The following is a 23437-nucleotide window of genomic DNA, read 5'->3' on the forward strand; positions in this document are numbered from 1 at the left end:
TTGATAAATTCATTCAATAATTACTTAAAACATCCTTTTTATATTGAGCTAGCCGTTTTCCCAATAATTTGGTTGCACTACTCAGTCTAGATTTTACGGTTCCTAATGGACATTCCATCACCAGCGCAATCTCTTTTAATTGCAACCCCTCTTTGTATTTTAAAATAAACACCTCTCTATATTTATAAGGCAAGTCCATCAAAGCTTCGTTTAGTTTCTGATGAAATGCTTCTGTATTTAGTCCTTCGTCTTTTTTTTCTATTCCCTCCCTACTAGAAGTAGCCCCTAACTCTACAATTGACCGTTTTTGTGTTCTAAAATAATTCTTACAATGGTTGGCAGTCACTGTAAAAATCCATGTTTTGAAGCTTTGGTTGACATCAAATTTTTCAGGAGCCTCAACAATTTTCAGAAAAACATCTTGCAATAAATCTTGGGCTTTAGCCTCATCCTGTTTGAGCATTTTATACAAAAAATATAAAATTCGCTGGCTGTATCGTTGATACAACTCATTAAAGGCCCATTCTACGCCTTTTTGAACATGCCGCATGAGTTCTTCATCAGATATATTTGTGTACTTTTTCATATCCCAAATTGTACTAGAAGGGACGCTTTCCAAAGCCCCCCTAGTACCTCTAGCGAATTCATTATTATTTAGTTTTTGATTCGTAATCTGCTAAAACCTCAAGAATTCTTTCCCGCTGATCGTAATCTGTTCCTATTTTTAAAATTAAGGTTCTTAATTCAGCTTGTTTATTGAGATCATTGGTCAATAAGTAATGCTTGTATAACATTAGCAAACTTGGAATATACAACACATTATAACGTTGTATTTCAGATGGAAACTCTTCTTTATAAATCGAGCATTTGAGATGATCCAACATAATGTTCTGCTCAAAATTTTTGATCAATAAAGAAGTACTATTGGCTCCATCTTCACAATAAAGCATCGCCAAACCAACATTAAACAGTTTATCTTGCATTCCCAATTTAGCAGGATTTCCTCCTAACGCAAAATACAGAGGATGTGTTCCTTTATGCTCAATCACATAATTGACAATTTCCTTATAATCATTTATTTCACCATTTAGCGCAGGGATGCCCAACTCTTTGAACAATGCATTTCGGTAATCTTCTTTTAAGGCTAGACTTTTATTAAGCACCACAACATCTTCTCTTATTCCTTCTGCATATTGTAAGACCAAAGAAGGATAAGTATCATTGTCCCCCATCGTAATTAAGATGGCATTTTTTTCTGTGCTATTCAGCATATTATAGTTCCAAATTAGAACCGTAGGAGAAAAATCGCCTGAAGCCAACCACTTTTTAGCAATTTCTTTGAGTTTGGTTTTATTTCTTGTCAACTCATAATGAGTCATTAGCTCATCATAAACATCAGGGCGATTAGGATCCATTTCATAGGCTTTTAAAGCATGATTAATCCCCTCATCGTCCATATCGTGATAAGCTTGAATATAATAGTATTCATACGTGCCTTGAATTGCTGCTTTCATTTCTTCCACTACCTGCCCCATCTTTTCAAACCAAGTATTTCTTATGTCCGAACTTGGAGCGCCTATTTTAGCCATTCGAGTAGCTGTGTAATAATTTAACCAACCTGCGGGGTTATTGGGGTGCTGTGCCAGTTCTTTTTTCCATAATTCGTGTTGTTCCGAATACCATTCATAGCCTTTGTATATTTTTACAATAGAATGTACTTTTTCGGGTTTGGCAGATTGTGCTTGTAAAGTAACCGTAAAATAACAAACGATAAGCATTAATAGCCCAAGGATAACTTTCATATTTTTTTGTTTTGTAGTTTCTAATTTGCCGTAATACCCCGCCAAAAAGAAAAGGTTCGCAAAACGAAAAAATAATTTTCAAAAAACAACTTAAAGTGAATCATTAGGGCTCAAGAAGTTCCCTTCGAATTCGGCTCAATGACTCTGGGGCAATGCCCAAAAAACTTGCAATTTGATACAAAGGGAGTTTTTGAACCAGTTTTTCTGGAGAATTTTCAATAAAGTCCAAATAACGTTGTTTAGCCGTCTTGGACTGCATCAAAAGCGTTCGATCTAAAATACAGAGGTAATTTTTTTCGGCTAGTATTCGCCCAAATCGTTCAAATTTTGGAAACTGCTGATAAAGTTGATAGAGCGCCTGATGGGATAAGCTGTAAGCGATAGTATCTTCTATGGCTTCCAAACATTCTAACGATGCGTTTTGGGTGATAAAACTAGAAAATACAGTCATCAAGGCTCCATCACAAGAAAAATAGGTATTAATTTCTTTCCCATCTTCTAGGTAATAGCTACGCATTAAACCCGTTTTTATAAAATAAATATTATGAGCAATCATCCCTTCCCTAACGATCAAAGACTTTGCCTCAAATTCATGGAGAACCAAATGTTTGCTAAACAGTTCCCACTCTTCCTCCTTTAAGGGTAAATGTGTCTGAAGGAGTTTTTTTATATAGTCCATTGCAAATTATAGTATAAAAGCCCCTTCCACAGTTGTAGAAGAGGCTTTTTATTATTTATAAATAAAGGATTATTCCTTTATTAAGCATTTGAATTTTCTAGTAAACCAAAGGCAGCTTTTACATCGTCTACACGATCCAATTTCTCCCAAGTAAAGGTTTCATATTCTTTTCCATTTACGGTAACAGTTCCAGGAGTACGTCCCATATGACCATAAGCCGCTGTCTCAGAGAAAATAGGGTTTCTCAAGCCCAAATTGCGAACGATTGCCGCTGGACGTAGATCCCACAATTCTGCGATTTTTGCAGCAATTGCACCATCGTTCATATCCACTTGAGCAGTACCATAAGTATCAACAAACAAGCCTACAGGCTCAGCAACACCAATAGCATAAGCTACTTGAACCAAACATTGTTTAGCCAAACCAGCCGCTACGATATTTTTAGCAATATGACGAGTTGCATAAGCAGCAGAACGGTCTACTTTAGAAGAATCTTTTCCAGAGAAAGCACCTCCACCGTGAGCACCTTTACCACCGTAAGTATCTACGATAATCTTACGACCAGTCAAACCTGTATCACCATGAGGTCCACCAATAACAAATTTACCAGTTGGGTTGATGTGATAAATGATCTTGTCATCAAACAATGCTTGAACACGAGCAGGCAATTGAGCAACAACATTAGGAATCAAAATATTGATAATGTCCTCTTTGATTTTTGCTAACATGATGCTATCTTCTGCAAAATCATCGTGCTGTGTAGACAATACGATTGTATTAACACGGATTGGCTGATGGGCATCATTATACTCAATTGTTACTTGAGATTTGGCATCTGGACGCAAATAAGGAATTTGCTTTCCTTCTCTACGCAATTTAGCCAACTCAACCAACAATCTATGAGATAAATCCAAGGCCAAAGGCATATAGTTATCGGTTTCGTCTGTTGCATAACCAAACATCATTCCTTGATCTCCAGCACCTTGCTCATCCTCTGATTTTCCAACATCAACACCTTGAGCGATATCAGCTGATTGCTCATGTATAGCAGAAAGAACACCACAAGAACTAGCGTCAAATTGGTATTCTGATTTTGTATATCCTATTTTACGGATTGTATTACGTACAACTTTTTGTACATCTACGTAAGCTTGAGAGCGAACTTCGCCACCTACTACCACTTGACCAGTAGTTACAAATGTTTCACAAGCTACTTTTGATAATGGGTCTTGCGCCAAAAAAGCGTCAATAATAGCGTCTGAAATTTGGTCAGCTACTTTGTCTGGGTGACCTTCCGAAACTGATTCGGACGTAAAAAAATATGGCATAACTAAGATTTTTTAATGTCTTGTATTTAAATTCCAAACAAAGATAGATAAATAATAGACACAAAAAAACAACTGCATTCTAAAAAGATATTTTACTAAAAATTACGCTCCAAGATTCAACATATTATCATTTAATTGACAAAAACATTACCAATTAAAATTCTAACAAACACCAAATTAATCAAAATAAAATTCTAACAAATACACTCACCTTAAAATATAAAAAACAAAAAGAAAGATATTAACCGCTCTCCATTTATAGTTTAAAATATGGACTACTGTGTTTTATTTTGCTGTTTTATGACGATTGTTCGCAAACGCAATAAATAAGCTTTCTGCTGGATTAGATCATCCATTTTGCCTTCAAAAGAATGAATGTTTTTTAAGTTTGGAAAACTTAGTTTTGCTTTGGCAATAGAATGTGTTATCAGCAGATTTATACAATTGAATCTTAGTATAAACACTTGTAACAAAGCTGTTTTGGTTTTTACAAGACCCAATTTATGTGCCGTTCTCTCATTGATAATATAACTTGTTCCTTTGACTTTGATTGAATTTGGAATACTCTGCTGCTCTTTTTTGTTTTTGGTTGTTTGATAACTCTAAGTTATAAGTTATAGGTCGTAAGTCGTATGCTTAGTTCCTGTAAATACAGGACATACGACTTACGACCTATAACTTTCTTCTAAAACCACATAAACGTAGCCTTGTTACTCACTCTGTTTGTTACTCGTCCCTCGTGAGCCAGCAAGCTGGATTCGTGAGGTCTCAAGCTCTGTTCGGGTTTTCAAAGAACCTTGTTTTTTAAATAAAACGAGTGTTTTAATTCTGTCATTTACCGTACGATAAGGTATGTTATACAATGGGGCACTATTTTTTTACGCCTGCTTACTAAAAAACATTCGATTGCAAAGTACTTCTATTTTTTTACCAAAATGCATTAAAGTCCTGTTTAAAAAATGATACTTTTGCAATATTCTATCCAGTATTTAAGTTTAAAGTATACTAGATTATCCAAAAATTTTAAATCAACACTATCTTGAATCTAGAATTTCTAATTGCAAAAAAAGTTGGTACAGCAACAAAAAAATCCTTTTCAAACGCCATCTTACGTTTAGCAGTTATTGCCATTGCATTAAGCATGGTTGTAATGATTGTTTCAACAGGCATCGTTGCGGGGTTCAAGAATACAATTAGTGAAAAAATATTTGGTTTTTGGGGGCATATTCACATTACCAGCAGCTATTCTCCTAGTAGTTATGCCTTTGAAAGTAGCCCTATGGATCAAAATCAAGATTTTTATCCAGCAGTAGATACCATTGGGCAGATTCTGCACAAATTACCCGCAGTTGATTGGCTATCGTCCATCCAACTAAATAGTAGCAACCCCAATGTAGGGATTGCATTTTTGTTGATTTTTATCGCCCTTCTTTTTTCTTTTTCGCCTGCTTTTCTCCGCAAAAAAATCCGCTTGTCTTACCGCCTACTCATTGCATTGGGTTTTACAATTGGTAGTATTTTATTGTTTAGCAGCCAAGAATATCAGCTTGCCCAACAAGATGTAACCCACCAAACGCAAGGAGGAATTCGACACATTCAACTTTATATACATAAGGAAGGGATTATAAAAACGAAGGATCAGATTGAAGGTATTGTCTTGCGAGGTGTTGGAGCTGATTATGATTGGGAATTTTTAAGCCAATATATTCAAGAAGGTAACACGCTTAATACCACTTCTCAAACCGCAGAGCGAGGTATTCTCATCTCTGATATAACAGCCAAACGATTAAAACTAAAATTAAACGATACCTTTTTAATCTATTTTGTGCAAGATGGCAATTCTTTGGGTCGAAAATTTACCATTACAGGGATTTACAAAACAGGGCTAGAAGAGTACGACAAACGTTTTGCAATTGTGGACGTTCGAAAATTGCAACAGCTCAATAACTGGCGTCCTTATAGAAGTTATGGGACGGAATTGGATTTGGAGCAAGAACAAATTAGCCTCAAAGGCCTCACAGTAGCAACCGCTGAAGATGATGCAGGTTGGGCTTATGTACAACAACACTTGCAAAAAGGGCAGTTGCTAAATTTGGCTGATACCGCAAGCATGGGGGCTATCATACCCCATCAAGTTGCCTTTGTTCGACAAGTAGGTATTGGCGATACCCTATCTCTAAAATACATCGACATTGGAGGCACTCCTCATGTCTTTAACTATTTAATTCAAGGAATCTATGAAGGCCCCAGTAATCCCAACATCAAAAAAACGATATTTGTCAACTGGCAGTCGATTGACAACCTCAACAAAATACTTCCTCCTCAAGTATCAGGCTTTGAAATATTTGTTGACCACATTGCTGATTTAGATGCCTTTGGGAACTATACCAATTATGTAGTTTTGATGGGAAAAGATCAATATGGCAATACGATTAAAGAGCTGTTTCCCAATATATTTGATTGGTTGAGTCTGACCGATATGAATGAGCGCATTATTTTGTTGCTTATGATCTTAGTTTCTATTATTAATATGACCACTTCGCTGATGATTTTAATTTTGGAACGGACGAATATGATTGGTATCCTCAAAGCCTTGGGAGCTCCCAATTGGTCAATTCGAAAGATTTTTCTATACAATGCCGCTTACATTATTGGTTATGGCTTGTTTTGGGGCAATGTTATTGGGCTTGGTCTCTGTTGGATACAAATGCAATTTGGCATTATTACCTTGCCAGAGGATCTTTACTATGTTTCTGTTGCTCCTATTGAACTTAATTGGCTAACCCTGCTCCTATTAAATATTGGAACCTTATTGATTACCTTAATTGTATTGATTATTCCATCTTGGTTGGTGGCAAAAATAGATCCTGTAAAGGCCATACGCTTTTCTTAAGTATTTGGACTTTGCTTAAAATTAAAATGCTGAAGGTGGAACAATATAATCCTTGTTCCACCTTCAATTTTTAATTTCTTTCTTAGAAGAAATCGTCACAAACCTAGCACGTTATTTTTTATCCTTTGACAAAACGACTTAATGTTATTCCTTGATTCGTTTGTAAAGAAAGCAGGTAAACTCCTTTAGGAAGATTAGATACATCAATGGTATTTTGTGCTCCTACCCGTGTTTGAATTGTTTTCCCAGTAATATCGTTGATCGTAATGGATTCTATTCTAAAATCAGCCTGTGTACTCGTCGCCACAATGGTTAACTGTGTGGTTGCTGGGCTAGGGAATACAGCAATAGATACATTCTTAGTAGCCAATGTTGAGATTCCAACTCCTGTTACATTCATACAAGCAGAAGTATCCGTTCCGCAAGCAGAAGTTACCAAACAAGCATAGTTTCCATTTGTAGTAGGCGTAAAAGTCATTGTAGTAGCTCCCGCTATAGAATTTCCATTGTCACAATCAATCCACTGATAAGTCGTTGCCCCAGCAGAAGCTGTCAAGGCAGTTCCTACCTTTGTTACTTCAACATCAGGAGTACACAACTCCCATAATTCGAATCCTGACGTTCCGTCATCTGCTGAGAAATACAATTTATCATTGTAGATGACCAAGTTTTTAGGGTAAGCTGATTCCGAGCCAACGTTAATATTGTCCGTTACCAAACGAGGGGCATCCACTCCATTGTAAGCCCATAATTCGTAGCCATGGGTAGCATCTCCATAGTTATAATATAATTTTCCATGGTAAAGCGTTAGCCCACTAGCACTATAGTTCAAATCCGTAGCAATAGTAGTAGGTGCATTAATGCCATCATATTCGTATACCTGATAGGTATAGGTCGCTAAATAATAAGCTACAAAGTACATTTTATCATTAAATACCAATGCATTTCGGCGTATGGATGAACCTGAAGACCCTGCTCTAAGATCTGCAATAAGAGAAGGCGCATTGTTGCCATCATATTCCCATAGTTCCCCACCATTAATTCCATCATCTGCCGAAAAATAAAGCTTATTATTATATACTCCAATAGGATAAGGATTACTTCCTCCACTAGCATTAATATTAGCGACCATTGTTGGCGCATTGCTGCCATCGTATTGCCACAATTCAGAACCATTCGTTCCATCATCTGCACTAAAATAAAGCTTATTGTTAAATACTTTTAGAGAACCAACCAATCCTGCTCCTGCATTAGGATTAATATTAGCTACCATCGTAGGCGTATTGCTGCCATCGTACTCCCACAATTCTTGTCCATTGGTATTGTCACTAGCAGCCATATACAGCTTATTGTTAAATACTGTCAAATACTGAGGGTTACCGCCAAAACCACCCGTTCTAAAATCATACACTTCAACTGGCGGATTCACACCATCGTATTCCCATAGCTCTCTATCATTGTATCCTCCTTCTGCTCTAAAGTATAATTTACCATTAAATACGGTCAAATCAGTGGGATTAGAACCATTTGCTCCTTGGTAAATTTCAATCATGGTTGGCAGATTGGTACCATCATAGACCCAAAGTTCTTTTCCATGTACACCATCGTCTGCATTAAAATACATTTTACCATTAAAAGCTACCTGCCCATTTGGGTCAGAAGCCAGTGTTCCTGCTTTTAGATCGGCAACAATACTGGGGGTATTCGTTCCATCATATTGCCACAATTCTCGCCCGTGCAACGCTTCTTGTGCCCCAAAATATAAACTACCATTAAATACAATTAAATTACTTGGCAAAGAAGAGTTGTTGCCCGCAGTATCTATGTCGTAAACCATCGTTGGGGTATTACTGCCATCATACTGCCACAATTCATAACCTGCTGCTGCATTTCTAGCCTTGAAGTACAATACATTATTCATTACGGTTAATTCAGAAGGAAAAGAACCGCCTGATCCTGTATAAATATCATGTACTAAAGAAAAACCGTTACCATTATACGTATACAGTTCTGTATGTGTTCCTCCTGTTTCAAAAGCTTGAAAATAAAGATTGCCGTTAAGCACTGTAAGATCTTTGGGGTTTCCACTTCCTGTCCCTGGTCTAATATCCGCTGCAATCACAGGGGTGCTAGCCGTATCGTATTTCCAAAGTTCTACACCATTTGCCCCATCATTCGCTACAAAAAACAAGGTATCGTTTAGCACCTCAAAATCTGTTGGTGTTGCCGATCCTGTTGGGTTTATATCCTCTACCATAATAGGCGCATTGGTGCCATCGTATTCCCACAATTCAATACCATCTGTAGCGTCATCTACTTGAAAATATAATTTTCCTCTAAACACTTTCATATCTAGGTAGTCATATTGGGAATAAAAAATATTCGTATTAGAAGAACTGATGTCCATAAACATAGTAGGTGGATTGGTGCCATCATACTCCCACAAGGCAACATGATTGGTGCCATCATAAGCATAAAAATATAGCTTGTTGTTATAGACGGTCAAGCTTTGAGGATAAGAGCTGGCTTGTCCTTGATTGTTAATATCTAAGACCAGCGTTGGTGCATTCGTTCCATCATATTCCATTAATTCTCTCCCCTTCCAAGATTGATAGCCTTGATAATAAATTTTATTATTAAAGACCACCATCTCACTAGGCGCACGCCCCGTTCCATTAAGTTGGATTCCAGGCGCTAAAGTAGGCGTATTGACACCATCATACACCCAAAAATGAGCAGTACTAGAAGAGTGTTCACTTTCTTGAATGGTAAAATATAGTTTGTTGTTAAAAACGATGGACTCGCCTGGTATAGAAGATACTTGAGTTGTATTAATATCTGAGACCAAAGAGGCCGTTTGAGCAAATAGATTCGTGGAGAAAGATTGAATGAGCAACATCCCCATTAGAAAGGACAATTTTTTCATGTTGTACAGTTTTAGTTTTCTACAAATAGTTTTATCAATTCAGTGCAAGTTCATGCTTTTTTTTACCGCAAAATCCTGCTTTTGAAGCGTTTTATCTTTTGTAAAATTCGTGCTTTTTTTGATAAAAATCTCCTCCATATTTTCAAACTGCCCTATTTCCTCATGAATAGGGTCAATGGAGCAATCAACCTACTAATCTTTTCCATAAACAAATTATACATATATCTAATTTTAGCAACACAGCAAATAAGTGGCTAAAACTTCATATAATTAGGTGCATTGTTGCACGCTTTCTAAAAATGTCGTAAGTTGTTTTTTCTTATAAAACACTTAACTTAGCTGTGAATTCCAAAACGCAACTTATACAATATTTTAAGCAATTTCCCAATACTCAATTGGTTGAGCATTTTCTAAAATTGCTGCGTTATAGTTTTGAGCATCTATCTCTAAAAGAAGATGCCAATAATCTATTGTGTTCGATACACACCAATAGTAACGCCCTTTATATACAACTCAATAACATCCCTATACTCATCCATAAGGTAAGGGATAGAAAACATTACATTGAGTTTTTATGTTTTCAAAAAGATCGTGAGCAACTGTCCAATTTGCAAAATTTTCAGCCCAGCAAACAAAAAATTGGCAAAGAACTAGGAGGAATGGCACGGTTTCAACTCTCTAGCTATTCGCTTACCAATCAAGCACTGATACAACTTTGGTTTAGTGCCGTCCAAGCCATAGATAAAGCCCCAAAAAAGAAAAACAACAATCGAATGGCCAACAATCCTTGGATTTATCGAGCGGCGATGGATTTGTTTGTGCATAATGACTTGTTAAAAGAAATTGAATCTAAGGATAAATACCTTAGCATCATCCCAAAAGCAATCCATCAATTGCTGCAACAGGAAACGGTTCAAGAGGTCCAAAAAGCAACTGATTTTTGGTTTCAAAAAGCTCAGGTAATCTTAGAAAAATTTCGAGCAATCGACCTTCCCTTGGAAGTTTATGAAGATTTTTGGGCTGATTACCAAAATTTTGAAGGGCGTTATGATGCCTTTGTTACTCAAGCAAAAGATCAAGCCTTATATGCTGATTTGGCGCTTTTATTGGGGCAACTCGTTGCTTATATTGACGAAAAAGCAACGGCAAAACAAAGCTGGAACGAATACAAAGACAAGCGTTGTTTGGCGACAACGGGAATTCGCCAAAACCTTTGGGTTCAGCAATTGCTGCAATACAAGCAAGCAGGAAATAATTTAGCGGCGATCACCACTCCAACGATCAAAAATGCTTTGCTATTTTTGCTTCATCCAGAAACACATAGCCCTATTTTGTCCCTTAGCCATCAACGGCAAATAGCCAACCATTTGCTAGATAGTACTTATCAAGCCAGTTCTTTTTCATTGCAATTGGTGAGCTATTTTAATAAATTTGAACTCTCTGCTGCTAGTTTTAACAACTACACTTATCTCATCAAGTTGTTGCTCTATGCTCCTAGCGTGCAAGACTTATGGAAATACACAGAGGAAGACATCTATTATGATGAGGTCTTACACCAGCAAGTTGCCGAACCAACCAATGGTTATAAAATAGCCTCTAATACTAGGTTTCCGCTCAATCAAATCCTTTATGGTCCGCCTGGTACGGGCAAAACATTTGAAAGTATTCGCCGAGCCATTGCCATTGTTGAAAATAAACACTGGACCGTCATTCAGCAAATGGATGCCAATACCATTCAAAAACGAATAGAAGCGCATCTTAATACTGGGCAGGTTGTTTTTACTACTTTTCACCAAGCTATGTCTTATGAAGATTTTGTGGAAGGCATCAAACCCATGGTTGTTAATGATCAAATACATTATAGCATTCAGGACGGAATGCTCAAAAAAATGGTGCAACATGCCCTACAAGAACCTGACAAATTGTTTGTGCTTATTATAGATGAGCTAAATCGAGGAAATGTTGCCAATATCTTTGGTGAGTTGATTACGCTTTTGGAAGAGGACAAACGATTGCAAGCACTCAATGCCTTAAAAGTACAACTTCCCTATTCAAAAAAACTTTTTGCCTTGCCTCCCAATCTATATCTTATTGCGACCATGAATACAACAGATAGAAGTATTGAGCAATTGGACATGGCACTAAGGCGGCGTTTTTCTTTTATTGAAATGTTACCAGATTCTATTTTATTGAGTGAAGATATTGAAGGGGTTAACATTCGTTTAATGCACCAAGTAATCAATAAACGGATTGCGTTGTTATTGGACAAACATCATCTCTTAGGGCATTCTTATTTTATGCCTATTGGTTCTCTGGATGATTTGCAACAGGTTTTCAAAACCCAAATCATCCCACTTTTGCTAGAATATTTTTATGGTGATTTAGGCAAAATAGGTTTAGTTTTAGGCAAAGATTTTTTGATTGCTCAAAAAGTAGAATACAAACATTTTGCTGATTTTGACTACGAAGGAATGGATCGATCATGGGATAAACCCATTTATGAAATCAACGAATTTCCGCTCCCTAAAGAAACTTATCTTAATATTTACAAATAAAATATATCGCTTCCTTTGCAATATCAAATCATATACATATATTTGTTTTATTATATAAATAACCAACTCTACAACGGTGATTTAATTATTAAATTTAACGCGCCATATACTCATTAACACTATCACTATCTATAAAAACGAGGATATTAAAATTTAGCAATTCCCACCAAATCACCTTAAAAACATCAAGCCTATTCCCGCTTGGTGTTTTTTTTATGTTAAGTACTTGAAATAAACGCAAACAAAGCCTAAAATCCTTAATTGCTTATTATTAGATTGAGTACAGGACAAACCCAGTTTGCTGGTTGTCAAAGAATGATAATTCAACGGAGTAATGCTATTTGGAAGATAAAGAAAATTCTAAAGGAACTTTTAGGCTGAGTACAATATTGCGTCCTTGTTCTGGAATTTCTAATATTCTGTATCGGCTGAGGTGATTAAGATAGGCTGTATCCAATAGGTTTTGAATTTGCAAACCAAAATGAATGGCTTGTTTTTTGACTCGAATTTTAAAGCCAACTCCTAAATCTAATAAATGATAAGCAGGCGTCCTTAATTCATTCCGATCGCTTCTTGCTTGTTCAAAACTATAACGATACGTCAATTGGGTATATATATCTTCAAAAAAAGCAATTTTTGACCATTGATAACGCAACTCTGTCAAAATACTAGCAGGCGGTGTAAAAGGCAATCCCAAACCCGTTTTTAAATTAAGATTCCATACATATTCGTAAGCTTGCTTAAGCGTAAAATTGTTGATGGGTTCCCATTCCCAAGCCAGCTCTCCTCCTGTATAAATCGCATCGGTTTGGATATGCTGATACAACTGTCCTGCCTCTGGCAAGGGTGAAAATTTTCCTGTTGGACTCAAATAGATATACTGTTGAAAATAATTGCCAAAAACAGCTCCATTGGCCTTTAATCGCTTCCACTTTATATCCATTGCCAATTCCAATTGATAGCCCTGCTCTGGTTTTAGGTTTGGCGTTCCCATTTCATGTCGAAAGGTGCCATGATGGATTCCATTAGACACTGTTTCGGAAGGATGTGGCACTCGATAACTCTTTCCTAAATGCATTCGCAGCCACAACATTTGAGGGCGAATTTCACAATTAAATCCCAAAGATGCCGCATAATTAAAAAAGTGCTGTTCCAATTCTTCTACCTTAGGAATGTATTGAATCTCTTGGTTGCGATCATAAACCGCCTGCTGATAAGCATCGCTTTGGTTATAGGCATAATCCAAACGCAAACCAGCCGTCAACAACCAACGCTTATTGGGCTTAAAATTACTAATCCAATAAATCCCTGAACGTATGGTTTGAAAATTGGGCAATAAAAATTCAAATCCTGCTCGTTTATTGTGTTGATATTGTGTGCTTAGACCATAGCTATTTTCCCATTTTTTGGTTGTTCGATGGGTAAAAATAGCAGCTATACTTGCCGTTTGCAAGCCCAATTCCAGAGCTACATCTGAGCTATCTACTGGTGAAAATTGATGGTAATGAGGAAAAGAAAATTCCTTGCGACTATTGTTTTGATACCCTATATTAATTTGTAAACGATGCTGTTGAATATAAAAATCATTGTTCCATATCAAACTAATATGGCTAACCTTTTGACTGGGATGATCTAAGTCTCTGTCGTCTCCATCTACTTCCAAAGCATAACTTCTTGGAATCCCTACTGCCCCAGAAAAGATACCTGCATTTAGGTAGTATTGACTAAACGTTAATCGGCTAATCCCCCAATCTTTGACCAAACCTAAAGTCGCTTTTATATTTCGCTCTTTTCCCGCTGTGTTCTTGAGTTGATAATTATAAATTGGCAGCACATAATCATTATAAACAAAACTATCAGTAGGGATTCTATAATCTGCAAAATCCTGGTAACTAACTCGTGCTTCAAAAAAATAATCACTAAAACGACCGCCTATGTAAGCTGAAAAACCGCCATGTTGATTATTGGATTTGTAAAGCCCTATAAGACTAGCCTTTAAGGTATTTTTTGCTAGGATTTTGCTCGGCAGGATATTAATAGCACCACCCAAGGCATCAGAACCATAGCGCAAAGAGGCTGCCCCTTTTACCAATTCAACCCGTTCTACCCCAAACTGATCCACTTCCAGACCATGATCAGCCCCCCATTGTTGTCCTTCTTGCTTTATTCCATTGTTATTAACTACTATTCGATTAAAAGATAAACCACGAATAACAGGTTTGGCAATCCCTACGCCAACGTTAATGGCATTAATGCCTGCAATTTTTTCGATCGATTTTGAAAAAGTTCCCTGTGCGTTTTCTTCAAAAAAGGTTGAATTGAGTTGCTCCTTTTCTTGTGTGGATTGTACCTTTTTTTCTGTTACAACAATTGGCTCCTCTCCGCAACAATCCAGCAATTCTAAAGCCACATTTAATTCCCTTGTCTTTGCTTCGTTGCATAAAACCTCCTCAATCCTTAGTTTTTTAAACCCCAAATAACTAAACACAAGGGTATAGCTCCCCTCTTTCTCTAGAGTCAATTGATATTTTCCCTCTTCATCTGTCAGTACAGCTATAGAGGACGACTCCAATTCAACAAGCGCCCCACTCAAGGGTTCTTGTTCATTAGATAAAACTTGTCCTTTTAAAATAGCGTTTTGTGCTTGTATGGAGCAATAACTGAGAAGGATAATTATTGTAGCTATTATTGTTTTCATAGCAACAAAGGTAGGCGTTTTGCAACAATGTTGCAAAAATAACGCAACATTGTTGCGCTTCTATTAAAACTTTTAACTTGGATTCAATAAAAATAGTTATTATCTTGGAATTCTAACTAGGTTTATCCAATCTCTACAATGCACAATCGTACCTACATACAAGTTTTTGAACATCAAGTATTGCGAGTAGATCAACAGCAACTCACTCAACAACAGCTCGATGCTTTAGCTTTTTTTAATGAAAAACACGATCAAAAGTATTTTACTCTTTTGCACAAGGGCGTTCGGTTTAGGCAATATGTAGGTGTTTTGCAAGTGGGAACATTAACCATAGAAATCTTGCCCAAAACGGATCAATACGCCAATACCCCTCAAAATTGGCAAAAGGTGTTATTGGACTTATTACACGCTTGCCAATTCATTAAAATTGATGCCTTATCTAAAGCTCCTCTAAAACTAAAAACGAGCCCCTTGCTTTGGCTATATCTAGAATTGTATGTCCAAGAAATTGAGCGTTTGTTGTTCAAGGGTTTACAAAAAAATTACCGCAAAGAAGTCGCCAATACCAATCGTTGGAAAGGGCAAATCAATTTTGCCAAACAACTCCAAAAAAACCTAACACAACCCCATCGTGTTTATACCACTCAACAGACCTATGATTACCAGCACCCTGTTCATCAGGTTTTGTACAAAGCCCTCAAAATCGTAGCACAGTTTGGGGTCAACCAGCAGCTCAAAAGTAAAATACAATACTTAATAAAAGCATTTCCTCCACAAGAAAACATTGTTGCAACAGAACATTTATACCAACAATTATACAGCTACCCTAAATTTAAAGATTATCATGCTGCATTGGACTTGGCGAGAATGATTACCTTACAATATAGTCCTGATTTAAAAACGGGGAGCTGCCCTGTTCTTGCCATTTTGTTTGATATGAATCAATTGTTTGAACATTATATTTATCAGCAGCTCAAAAAACACCTAGACGACTCTTGGACCATTCGAGCCCAGGCCTCTAAGCGTTTTTGGGCGAGTCGAAATTTACGCCCTGATATTTGGCTTAGCCACCAAGATCAAAATTATATTCTAGATACCAAATGGAAAATTCTCAAACGCCCCTCTCCTTCGGATGAAGATTTGCGTCAAATTTATGCCTACAACCATAGCTTTCAAGCCACCAATAGTTTACTTATTTATCCCAACGTCTTTGCTTTGCATCAACGCAGCGAAGCCTATGCCCAACCTATGCTTATTCAAGGACAAGCCAAAGAACATTATTGTAATGTAATTTTTGTTAATATTTTAAATAAAAAGGGTACTTTAAATACCGATATTGCCCATGATATTATTCAAGTATTAAACCATCAATAGCTGGCTAACACACACTATGACCAATATTCCACCTTCTAAAAATAACAATAATTCAAATGCTATAAATTGGGTCATTAGAATTATTACCTTGGCTTTTATCGCCCAATTTTATATGTCATCCAATTTGTGGTTTCCCAACGATCGATCCTACCCTACCATTCCCCTCCTATCTAGCTTGGATTTTGAATTGGGGCAGTTGTTAACCTCCTTATTAAGTGCTTTGTTTATCTTCTTTTTGGTACTTAGCTCCATTCGAGAAAGCCTACAGCGTTACAGTTTATTAGCAGCTTTTTTTTGCTATTCCATCCTTCTATTAGAAGACATTAACCGTTTTCAGGCTTGGGTTTATATTTATCTTGCTTTTTTAGCCATTATTTGTTGGCATAAGTGGAAATTTCAGCAGGCAAACAGCCTCTTAAATTTGAAATTTATCCTAGCAATGGTTTATTTTTGGACAGGCATTCAAAAACTTAATGTCCAGTTTATAACCGATGTTTATCCTTGGTTGGCAAAGATTTTTGAAACGACCAAAGGTCTAGCAGCCTACCCCTCGCTAGGATATAGTATTGGTATTTTAGAAATGCTGATAGGGCTTTTATTATTAAGTCAACACAAACAAAAACTAGGGGTTTTTCTCGCTGTATTGTTACACATTGGCATTTTAATTTTATTGATAAAAGATGAATGGAATAGTGTGGTCTATCCTTGGAATGTAGCGATGATTCTTTTATTGATGCTATTGTTTAAATCATCAGATGTTCCATCTATAAGCCGTCAAAACTTGCCAAATTTTGCGCTTTTAATTTTATTTGGGATCGTTCCCTTTTTAGATTTTTTCCAACTAAGCCCCCACTGCCTCGCTTTGGGCATGTATTCGGGAACATCAATAGAATGCGACCTAATTATCAACGATGAAGGAACAGATTCCTGCGTTCCTAAAAAACTCCAAGATAATTTATTATTTAAATCGGATCGCCAAAGTATTTTGTCCTTAGACGATTGGGGAATGGAAGATTTAAACATTCCTCCCTTTGCTTCAGAACGAGTATATCAAGCCGTTGCTAAAGAATTTTGTGTTTGTTCTGCTCCTCATGGTGGTTTTATAGAGCTTTATATCCCTCAACGCTGGAAAGATGAAGATCAAGCGTTAACCATTAGCTGCCAAGCATTACTAAAAAAATAGGCTATGGTACTTTTAAATTGGTAATTTGGAAATTAATCCATTGGTCAACATCCAAATTACCAAAAGTCCAATCTCCTAATGCTTTACAAAATGTCGAATGTATGTATTATTGCCTTGCTTTATTTTCAAAAAATATAAGCCCGAAGGGTAATTATTTACCGCTACAACCAAGGGGCTATTTTTAGGACTCCAATTAGAGTTGCTATACAATTTGTTCCCATTGGTAGTATAAATTTCTAGGGCAACCTCCCCTTCATTAAAACCATTGCAATCAATCCTCAACTGATCTTCAACAGGATTAGGAGCTAAGGTCATCCTCCATTGTTGAGCACTTTGATAATCAACGGCAATAATACTAGAATAAAGGACTGTTCCGTCCAAATTTACTTGTTTTAAACGGTAATAATTAGTTCCATTATAAGGCTGCGTATCCCAGTGTTTATACTGATCCCCTTCCATTTCTGTTCCTTGCTGTAGCAAATATTCAAAAACAATCCCATTGATTGAACGTTCTAAAATATAATAAGCAACCTCTACTTCATTTTGCCCCCTCCAATCCAATCGAATACCTCCATTTATTGCCTTTCCTTCAAAATCTAACGCATTTACGGCTAATAAGGTATTACAACTCGTACCATAAGAAGTAGTATTGTTAATATTCGTCCAATTGGTCGTAGAATAGACAGGATCATCTACTTGTATACAAAGCAAATTAGGGTTTGACCTCGCTACAAAAGAGGTTATATTGGTATTCGTGCCATTTTGTACATTGAGGCTAATTAGTTGATTGTTATCACACCACAACGTGGTCAAGGCTACATTTAAACTAAAATCTAACGCACTCAACTGATTGCCTGAACAGATCAGACTACTCAGACCTAGGTTATTACTCACATCTAAAGCCGTAAGTTGGTTATTACTACACCAAAAAGTAACCAAAGCCGCATTCATGCTTACATCCAAGGCCATTAATTGATTATCAGAACACATCAAACCAGTCAAGGCGGTATTGTTGCTTACATCTAAAACACTCAACTGATTATTAAAGCAAGATAAGTAGGTTAATAACGTATTGGTAATCACATCTAAAACGGTCAATTGATTTGCCGAACAATCCAAGCTTGTCAAAAGCGTATTGAGACTCACATCTAAGGTCGCCAACTGATTGCCACTCACCCCCAAAGTAGTCAATGCCAAATTATTACTGATGTCTAAAATAGACAGTTGATTATTGGAACCATGCAAATGTGTTAGATTGGTATTTTGGCTTACATCCAAGGTCATTAATTGATTGTTGGAACATTGTAAACGGGTTAAGCTCGTATTGAGTGTTACATCCAATGCTGTTAGTTGGTTCCTTTGACAATACAAATTTGTTAATCCAGTATTCGTGCTTACATCTAAAGTCGTCAATTGGTTGTTATTACACCATAACCACATTAATGTAGCATTTCCACTCACATCTAAGGTTGTCAACTGATTGTTATAACAATACAGGGTTCTCAATGCGGTATTGGTACTTAGATCTAAGGCTATTAATTGGTTGTTATTGCACGATAGGTTTTCCAGAAGCACAAAGGTCTCTATTCCCGTTAAATCAGTGATATTTTTGCCATCTACATTAATGGCACCACTGAAAGCCTGCGCTTCGGTCAATTGTATTTCTGTATCTCCATTGGTATTAATAGAAGTATTGGCTAATAACTCTGCCTTAAAATTAGCGTCTGGGATGGTAACATTCTGAGCAAAATTAAGTGCTGGAAATAAAAGTAAGCCAATCCATAAAAGTGTTCTTTTCTTCATGTCAATTTTTTTAGATTTTGGCTCTTTGACAAATTGTGTGCTACTAAATTATACGGTAAGATGATATTATTCTATTTGGGGATATTAGAGCATAGACCAGGTTGTTGTTAGATCGCTTCGCTTTTAGACTATATAGATATGAATTGCAGCTATATAGTCTAAAAGCGAAGTGATCTAATTTCTAAAATCTAATCCCCAAACGGCATAAGTAAGACCATTAATTAAAATTTCCACACAAGTTGTCAAAGAACGTAGATTTTTAAGTGCCTAAACTTAGATTTATTGACATAAATTGGCTTCATCAAAAATGATGATTTTTCTAAAAACAGCCCTCACAGCTATTTAAACGCTCTTTTTTTATCGTTATAAAATTGCTCCTGAATTCTACCCCTTAAACAATACAAGGGTATATGTCGCTGCATTTTTGTTGATAAACGAAAAGAAAGGCACCCCAACGACCAGCCGAGACACCTTTACTTTTCAAAAACAAAACCTCTATCTTTAATTATTTTACCGTTTTACAAAACGTCGAGTAGTTGCATAATTTCCTTGTTTAACCCTCAATACATAAATACCTTTAGGGTAGTCTTTTACATTGAGCAATATTTTATTCCCTCCATCATTTACAGATAGATTTGATTCACTCAACATTTTTTTCCCTACTAGGTCATAAATTTCTACCATAAGCAGTCCTTTTTGAGGGCTGTCGTAATCCACGGTCAAATGATTATAAGCAGGGTTAGGAGCAATAGTCATAATAGGCTGCTGATCCGCTTCAAATCTAACCGCAACAATCTTAGAGAAAGTTTGTGTTCCATCCAGATCTACCTGCCCTAAACGATAATAATTGATACCTACATGGGGCTGTTGGTCTAGATAATTGTATGCATTGTCTTTGGAACGCCCATTGCCTGTTGCTACTTGTTCTAGAATGGTTTTAAAATTCACCCCATCTATTGATTTTTCTAAGGTATAATGAGCCACATCTACCTCATTCTGCGTGATCCAGTCCAATTGAATATTCTTATTGACTCGTTTAGCATTAAAAGCTAATAAATCCATTGGCAATAAAGTAACAGGAGAAGGTCCAATATCACCAATTCCAAAGCCTGAAAAACCAGAATTGAACGTAGCCGTTAATGTAATATCCGTACCAAAAGAGCCAAGTGTTGCGGCTACTTGTTCGATCGTATAAGCGGTATAGTTGCCAGCATTCACCGCAGCAATAGGTGTATTCGCTACTTTTACAATTTTTAAAGCCGTACGGTTTTTTCCTGTTGCTGCTTCCCATGCAGCAATCTCGGCTTCTGTATAATATAGCGTTATTGTATAAGAACCTGTTGGTGTATTATTATTTGGGGCTACAAAAAATGTCTTTGCAGCTAGTGCATTTGCAGGATTATTGTCCCAAAAGGGAGCTGTAGCTGTGCCCAAACCAAGCGCAGCAGCATCTCTATCAATTTCTACTCTTGTGCATTGATAATCCCAAGTAGACAAATTCTGAATCGTTCCCATTACATTATTAGTGTTTTTATCATAATAATGAACCGTTTCCATTCCCCCTACAGGAATCCGTTGAGGTAGAGCAGTATTGTTGGTCACTTGAATATTGGTAGGTGCCTCAGCAGAAACAACTACATTATCAACAGCTAAGCCATACTGCCAGGTACCACCATCGTTATATCTAAAACGAATTTGAACCGTAGCTTGACCTATGTAAGGGGTTAAGTTTACAGTTGTCCCATTAACCCATGGCGTTGTTACTAAACCTCCCCCTCCTGCTACACTAGTATTCGTAAGTGTTGCAATCGTTGTATAGGCTCCCCCTGTTGAAATTTGGACTTCCCCTACTTCCCCATTTCTATTGGCAAATGCATGATCAAAGGTTAGTGTTGCAGAAGTATAAGCAGCACCTGCCAAACTAAAAACTGGAGAGGTTAAGCGATCATTTGCTTTATCACAGTTACAATTATCATCGTTAGAATAGGCAAATTGAGTAGCATTCGTAGAATTAATATTCCAAAAACCACTATTAGCTCCTGCTGTACTCGCCACTAAAAATAAATCCGAAGTATTGTTTCCTTGCGTTGTAAATGGAGCAATACCCGTTTCAAAATCTTGGCTCAATAAGCGAACTGTTCGATTTGTTGCTGGAGCTATATCATCACTAATAATTGTAAGATCATGATCCACTAAGTCACCAGTTGTGGCTATAGCATCACCTGTTGTAGTAATATTGAAGGCCATCAAAATATCTTCGAGCCCTTCTACAATGCCATCGTTATAAATTCTTATTCTAACTTGGCGAGTAGGTGTTGCCCCAGCAGGAAAGACAACTGAGGCAGGATTAATATCATAATCAAGCCCATTGGTGGCTGTTCCTGACGTAGTAAAAGTTACGGTAGCATCCGCAGAAGGTGCCATGGAAATCGTTAAATCTAATGTAATATCTTGAAAACCACAGTCGGTTCCTTCATTAACAACCGTTCCTCCACCACTAACAAAACCAATCATAGGAGCAGGTGTTGCACATTTGGTAGAATTAGCCAAACTTGCACGCCTTGGTGAAACGGTCATTACAGTACGAACACGTGCTTTTTGGTCTGCGGTAAAAATATTCATGCAGGCATCATCTGTATAATCCATATAATTCTCTATCATATCAACACTACCACAAGAGCTATGTCCTGTCGGGCAACCATAATTAGCAGCATCCGACCCAGGGGTATCTCCACAAAAATCATCAACACCACAAGCTCCATCTCCCCAAATATGACGCAATCCTAGCCAGTGTCCCACCTCATGGGTCAAGGTTCGCCCACGGGCATAATTTCCACCAGCAGGATTAGGATTGGCAACAGAACCAACTGATGAAGCTAAAATGACTACCCCATCTGTATTAGCAGCTCCCCCATTAGCATTGAGTCCCGCCAAGCCAGAATTGTCAGGAAACTGAGCCCACCCCAATAAACCACCTGAAATATTCGCAGACCAAATATTCATATAATTATTAGGGTCCCAACTTGTGCCTGTTTTTATTGTATTATCCACATAATTACTAGTAAAAGGTCCTTCGCCATAAGCTGTAACTCGATTGATTCCTGGCTCAGCCATAGGGTTATTATTGGGATCCAAGGTCGCTAAGCAAAACTGCACTTCAACATCTGCTGCTGCCGCATGGCTGCTCCCTGCCAAATTTCGATAATCAATATTAAGTTGATCAATTTGTGCCTGCACTTGTGCGGCTGTCAAATTCTCAGCCCCAGCCCCGTCTGTTATAATGTGAAAAACAACAGGAATTGTTAATAGAGGGGCACGATAGCCGTTAGATTGCTGCTTTTTGTAAGCATCTACCAACGGAGCCAACCAACGTTCAAATTCTTCCAAGGTTCCTCGCTCTGGATATTTTTGCCTGTTGTATGCATCTATTTCCATGGTTGCACAATGACTATCATGGATATGCGGATACGTTTTTTGTCCGTTTACGGTTGTTCCAAAAACTGTTAATAAAATAATTAAGATGCTTAAGTAGATTTTCTGCATAACCTTTTTTTTATGGTTTTATTTTAGAATCCAATCTTAATACACTGTAAAAACCATCCATAGATTTTGTTACCGTGTACTTAAGGAACTAAGTAGAACTAATGCTTGTAAATTTAGCGCATAATCAATTCTGCTTTGTTGCTTATATTTTTTTAATTGATTGATTGGCTTCCACCAGCAAGTGAAATTTTATTTGGCTACGAAGCGAAGCGCAATTATATAATTTTACAAAACTATATTTCACAAAATCTAACATTATTTAAATCAATAAATAGCCAATAAAAAGGTTTCTAAAAACAAGTTTTTTCTAAAAAGCAATGGAACCTCTTTTTATTTTACATTGTTACCTATGGATACAATCTTATAGTGTATAAGGTTTCTAAGTTCTAGTTTGGAAGGCGTTTTATACCAAACCTTCTCCTAAAAACAACAAACAATTATAGGTCAATTCATTAAATAACAATTAATTTACAATTTTAGACAAACTCCTTTTAGGGGGTAATCTCAATAAACGATCTGTAATGCTAAATTAATCGATCATTAACTTAGCTAGAAGCTTAAACATTATTAATTTCATAACCTTTTATTTCATTCATCCATTTGAATGTGTATTTTTGTGCCCTTAACAAAACAGCAAAACACTGTTTAAAAAT

Annotated in this window: 12 protein-coding genes; 4 read left to right on the forward strand and 8 right to left on the reverse strand. The window is 36.9% G+C overall.

What is annotated here, in order from left to right:
* Window positions 1-13 precede the first annotated feature (13 nt).
* From AsAng_RS12510 to metK, 4 genes are all read right to left on the reverse strand, one after another.
* Window positions 14-586 carry an RNA polymerase sigma factor gene (locus AsAng_RS12510; protein WP_264793130.1) on the reverse strand — a complete coding sequence of 191 codons (573 nt, stop codon included), beginning with the start codon at window positions 584-586 and terminating at the stop codon, window positions 14-16.
* Window positions 587-650: 64 nt separating this feature from the next.
* Entirely contained in the window at window positions 651-1802 is a 1152-nt protein-coding gene (locus AsAng_RS12515; protein ID WP_264793131.1) for a hypothetical protein, read from the reverse strand.
* 103 nt (window positions 1803-1905) lie between these two features.
* Complete coding sequence (locus AsAng_RS12520; protein ID WP_264793132.1) at window positions 1906-2481, reverse strand: Crp/Fnr family transcriptional regulator; 576 nt, start codon at window positions 2479-2481, stop codon at window positions 1906-1908.
* Window positions 2482-2561: 80 nt separating this feature from the next.
* Window positions 2562-3809: a methionine adenosyltransferase gene (metK, locus tag AsAng_RS12525; protein ID WP_264793133.1), complete on the reverse strand. Its 1248-nt coding sequence runs from the start codon at window positions 3807-3809 to the stop codon at window positions 2562-2564.
* A gap of 1039 nt (window positions 3810-4848) precedes the next feature.
* On the opposite strand from metK, the gene AsAng_RS12530 reads away from it, so the two are divergent.
* Window positions 4849-6702 (forward strand): ABC transporter permease, encoded by a 1854-nt coding sequence (locus tag AsAng_RS12530; protein ID WP_264793134.1) that lies wholly within the window; start codon window positions 4849-4851, stop codon window positions 6700-6702.
* A gap of 118 nt (window positions 6703-6820) precedes the next feature.
* Here AsAng_RS12530 and AsAng_RS12535 read toward each other — a convergent pair whose 3' ends face one another.
* Entirely contained in the window at window positions 6821-9628 is a 2808-nt protein-coding gene (locus AsAng_RS12535; protein ID WP_264793135.1) for a T9SS type A sorting domain-containing protein, read from the reverse strand.
* A 341-nt stretch (window positions 9629-9969) separates the two neighbouring features.
* Between AsAng_RS12535 and AsAng_RS12540 the strand changes: the two genes are divergently transcribed.
* Window positions 9970-12183: an McrB family protein gene (locus AsAng_RS12540; RefSeq protein WP_264793136.1), complete on the forward strand. Its 2214-nt coding sequence runs from the start codon at window positions 9970-9972 to the stop codon at window positions 12181-12183.
* A 337-nt stretch (window positions 12184-12520) separates the two neighbouring features.
* On the opposite strand, the gene AsAng_RS12545 is transcribed toward AsAng_RS12540, so the two are convergent.
* Window positions 12521-14881 (reverse strand): TonB-dependent receptor, encoded by a 2361-nt coding sequence (locus tag AsAng_RS12545; RefSeq protein ID WP_264793137.1) that lies wholly within the window; start codon window positions 14879-14881, stop codon window positions 12521-12523.
* 138 nt (window positions 14882-15019) lie between these two features.
* On the opposite strand from AsAng_RS12545, the gene AsAng_RS12550 reads away from it, so the two are divergent.
* Both AsAng_RS12550 and AsAng_RS12555 read left to right on the forward strand, forming a co-directional pair.
* Complete coding sequence (locus tag AsAng_RS12550) at window positions 15020-16255, forward strand: McrC family protein (RefSeq protein WP_264793138.1); 1236 nt, start codon at window positions 15020-15022, stop codon at window positions 16253-16255.
* Between the two features lie 16 nt (window positions 16256-16271).
* Window positions 16272-17438, forward strand: a complete 1167-nt coding sequence (locus tag AsAng_RS12555; RefSeq protein WP_264793139.1) for a hypothetical protein — start codon at window positions 16272-16274, stop codon at window positions 17436-17438.
* Between the two features lie 75 nt (window positions 17439-17513).
* Here AsAng_RS12555 and AsAng_RS12560 read toward each other — a convergent pair whose 3' ends face one another.
* Window positions 17514-19241 carry a T9SS type A sorting domain-containing protein gene (locus AsAng_RS12560; RefSeq protein ID WP_264793140.1) on the reverse strand — a complete coding sequence of 576 codons (1728 nt, stop codon included), beginning with the start codon at window positions 19239-19241 and terminating at the stop codon, window positions 17514-17516.
* Between the two features lie 510 nt (window positions 19242-19751).
* Window positions 19752-22784: a M43 family zinc metalloprotease gene (locus tag AsAng_RS12565; protein ID WP_264793141.1), complete on the reverse strand. Its 3033-nt coding sequence runs from the start codon at window positions 22782-22784 to the stop codon at window positions 19752-19754.
* Window positions 22785-23437: the final 653 nt, after the last annotated feature.

Origin of the sequence: Aureispira anguillae, assembly GCF_026000115.1 — a bacterium.
In the GTDB taxonomy this organism is placed as follows: Bacteria; Bacteroidota; Bacteroidia; order Chitinophagales; family Saprospiraceae; genus Aureispira; species Aureispira anguillae.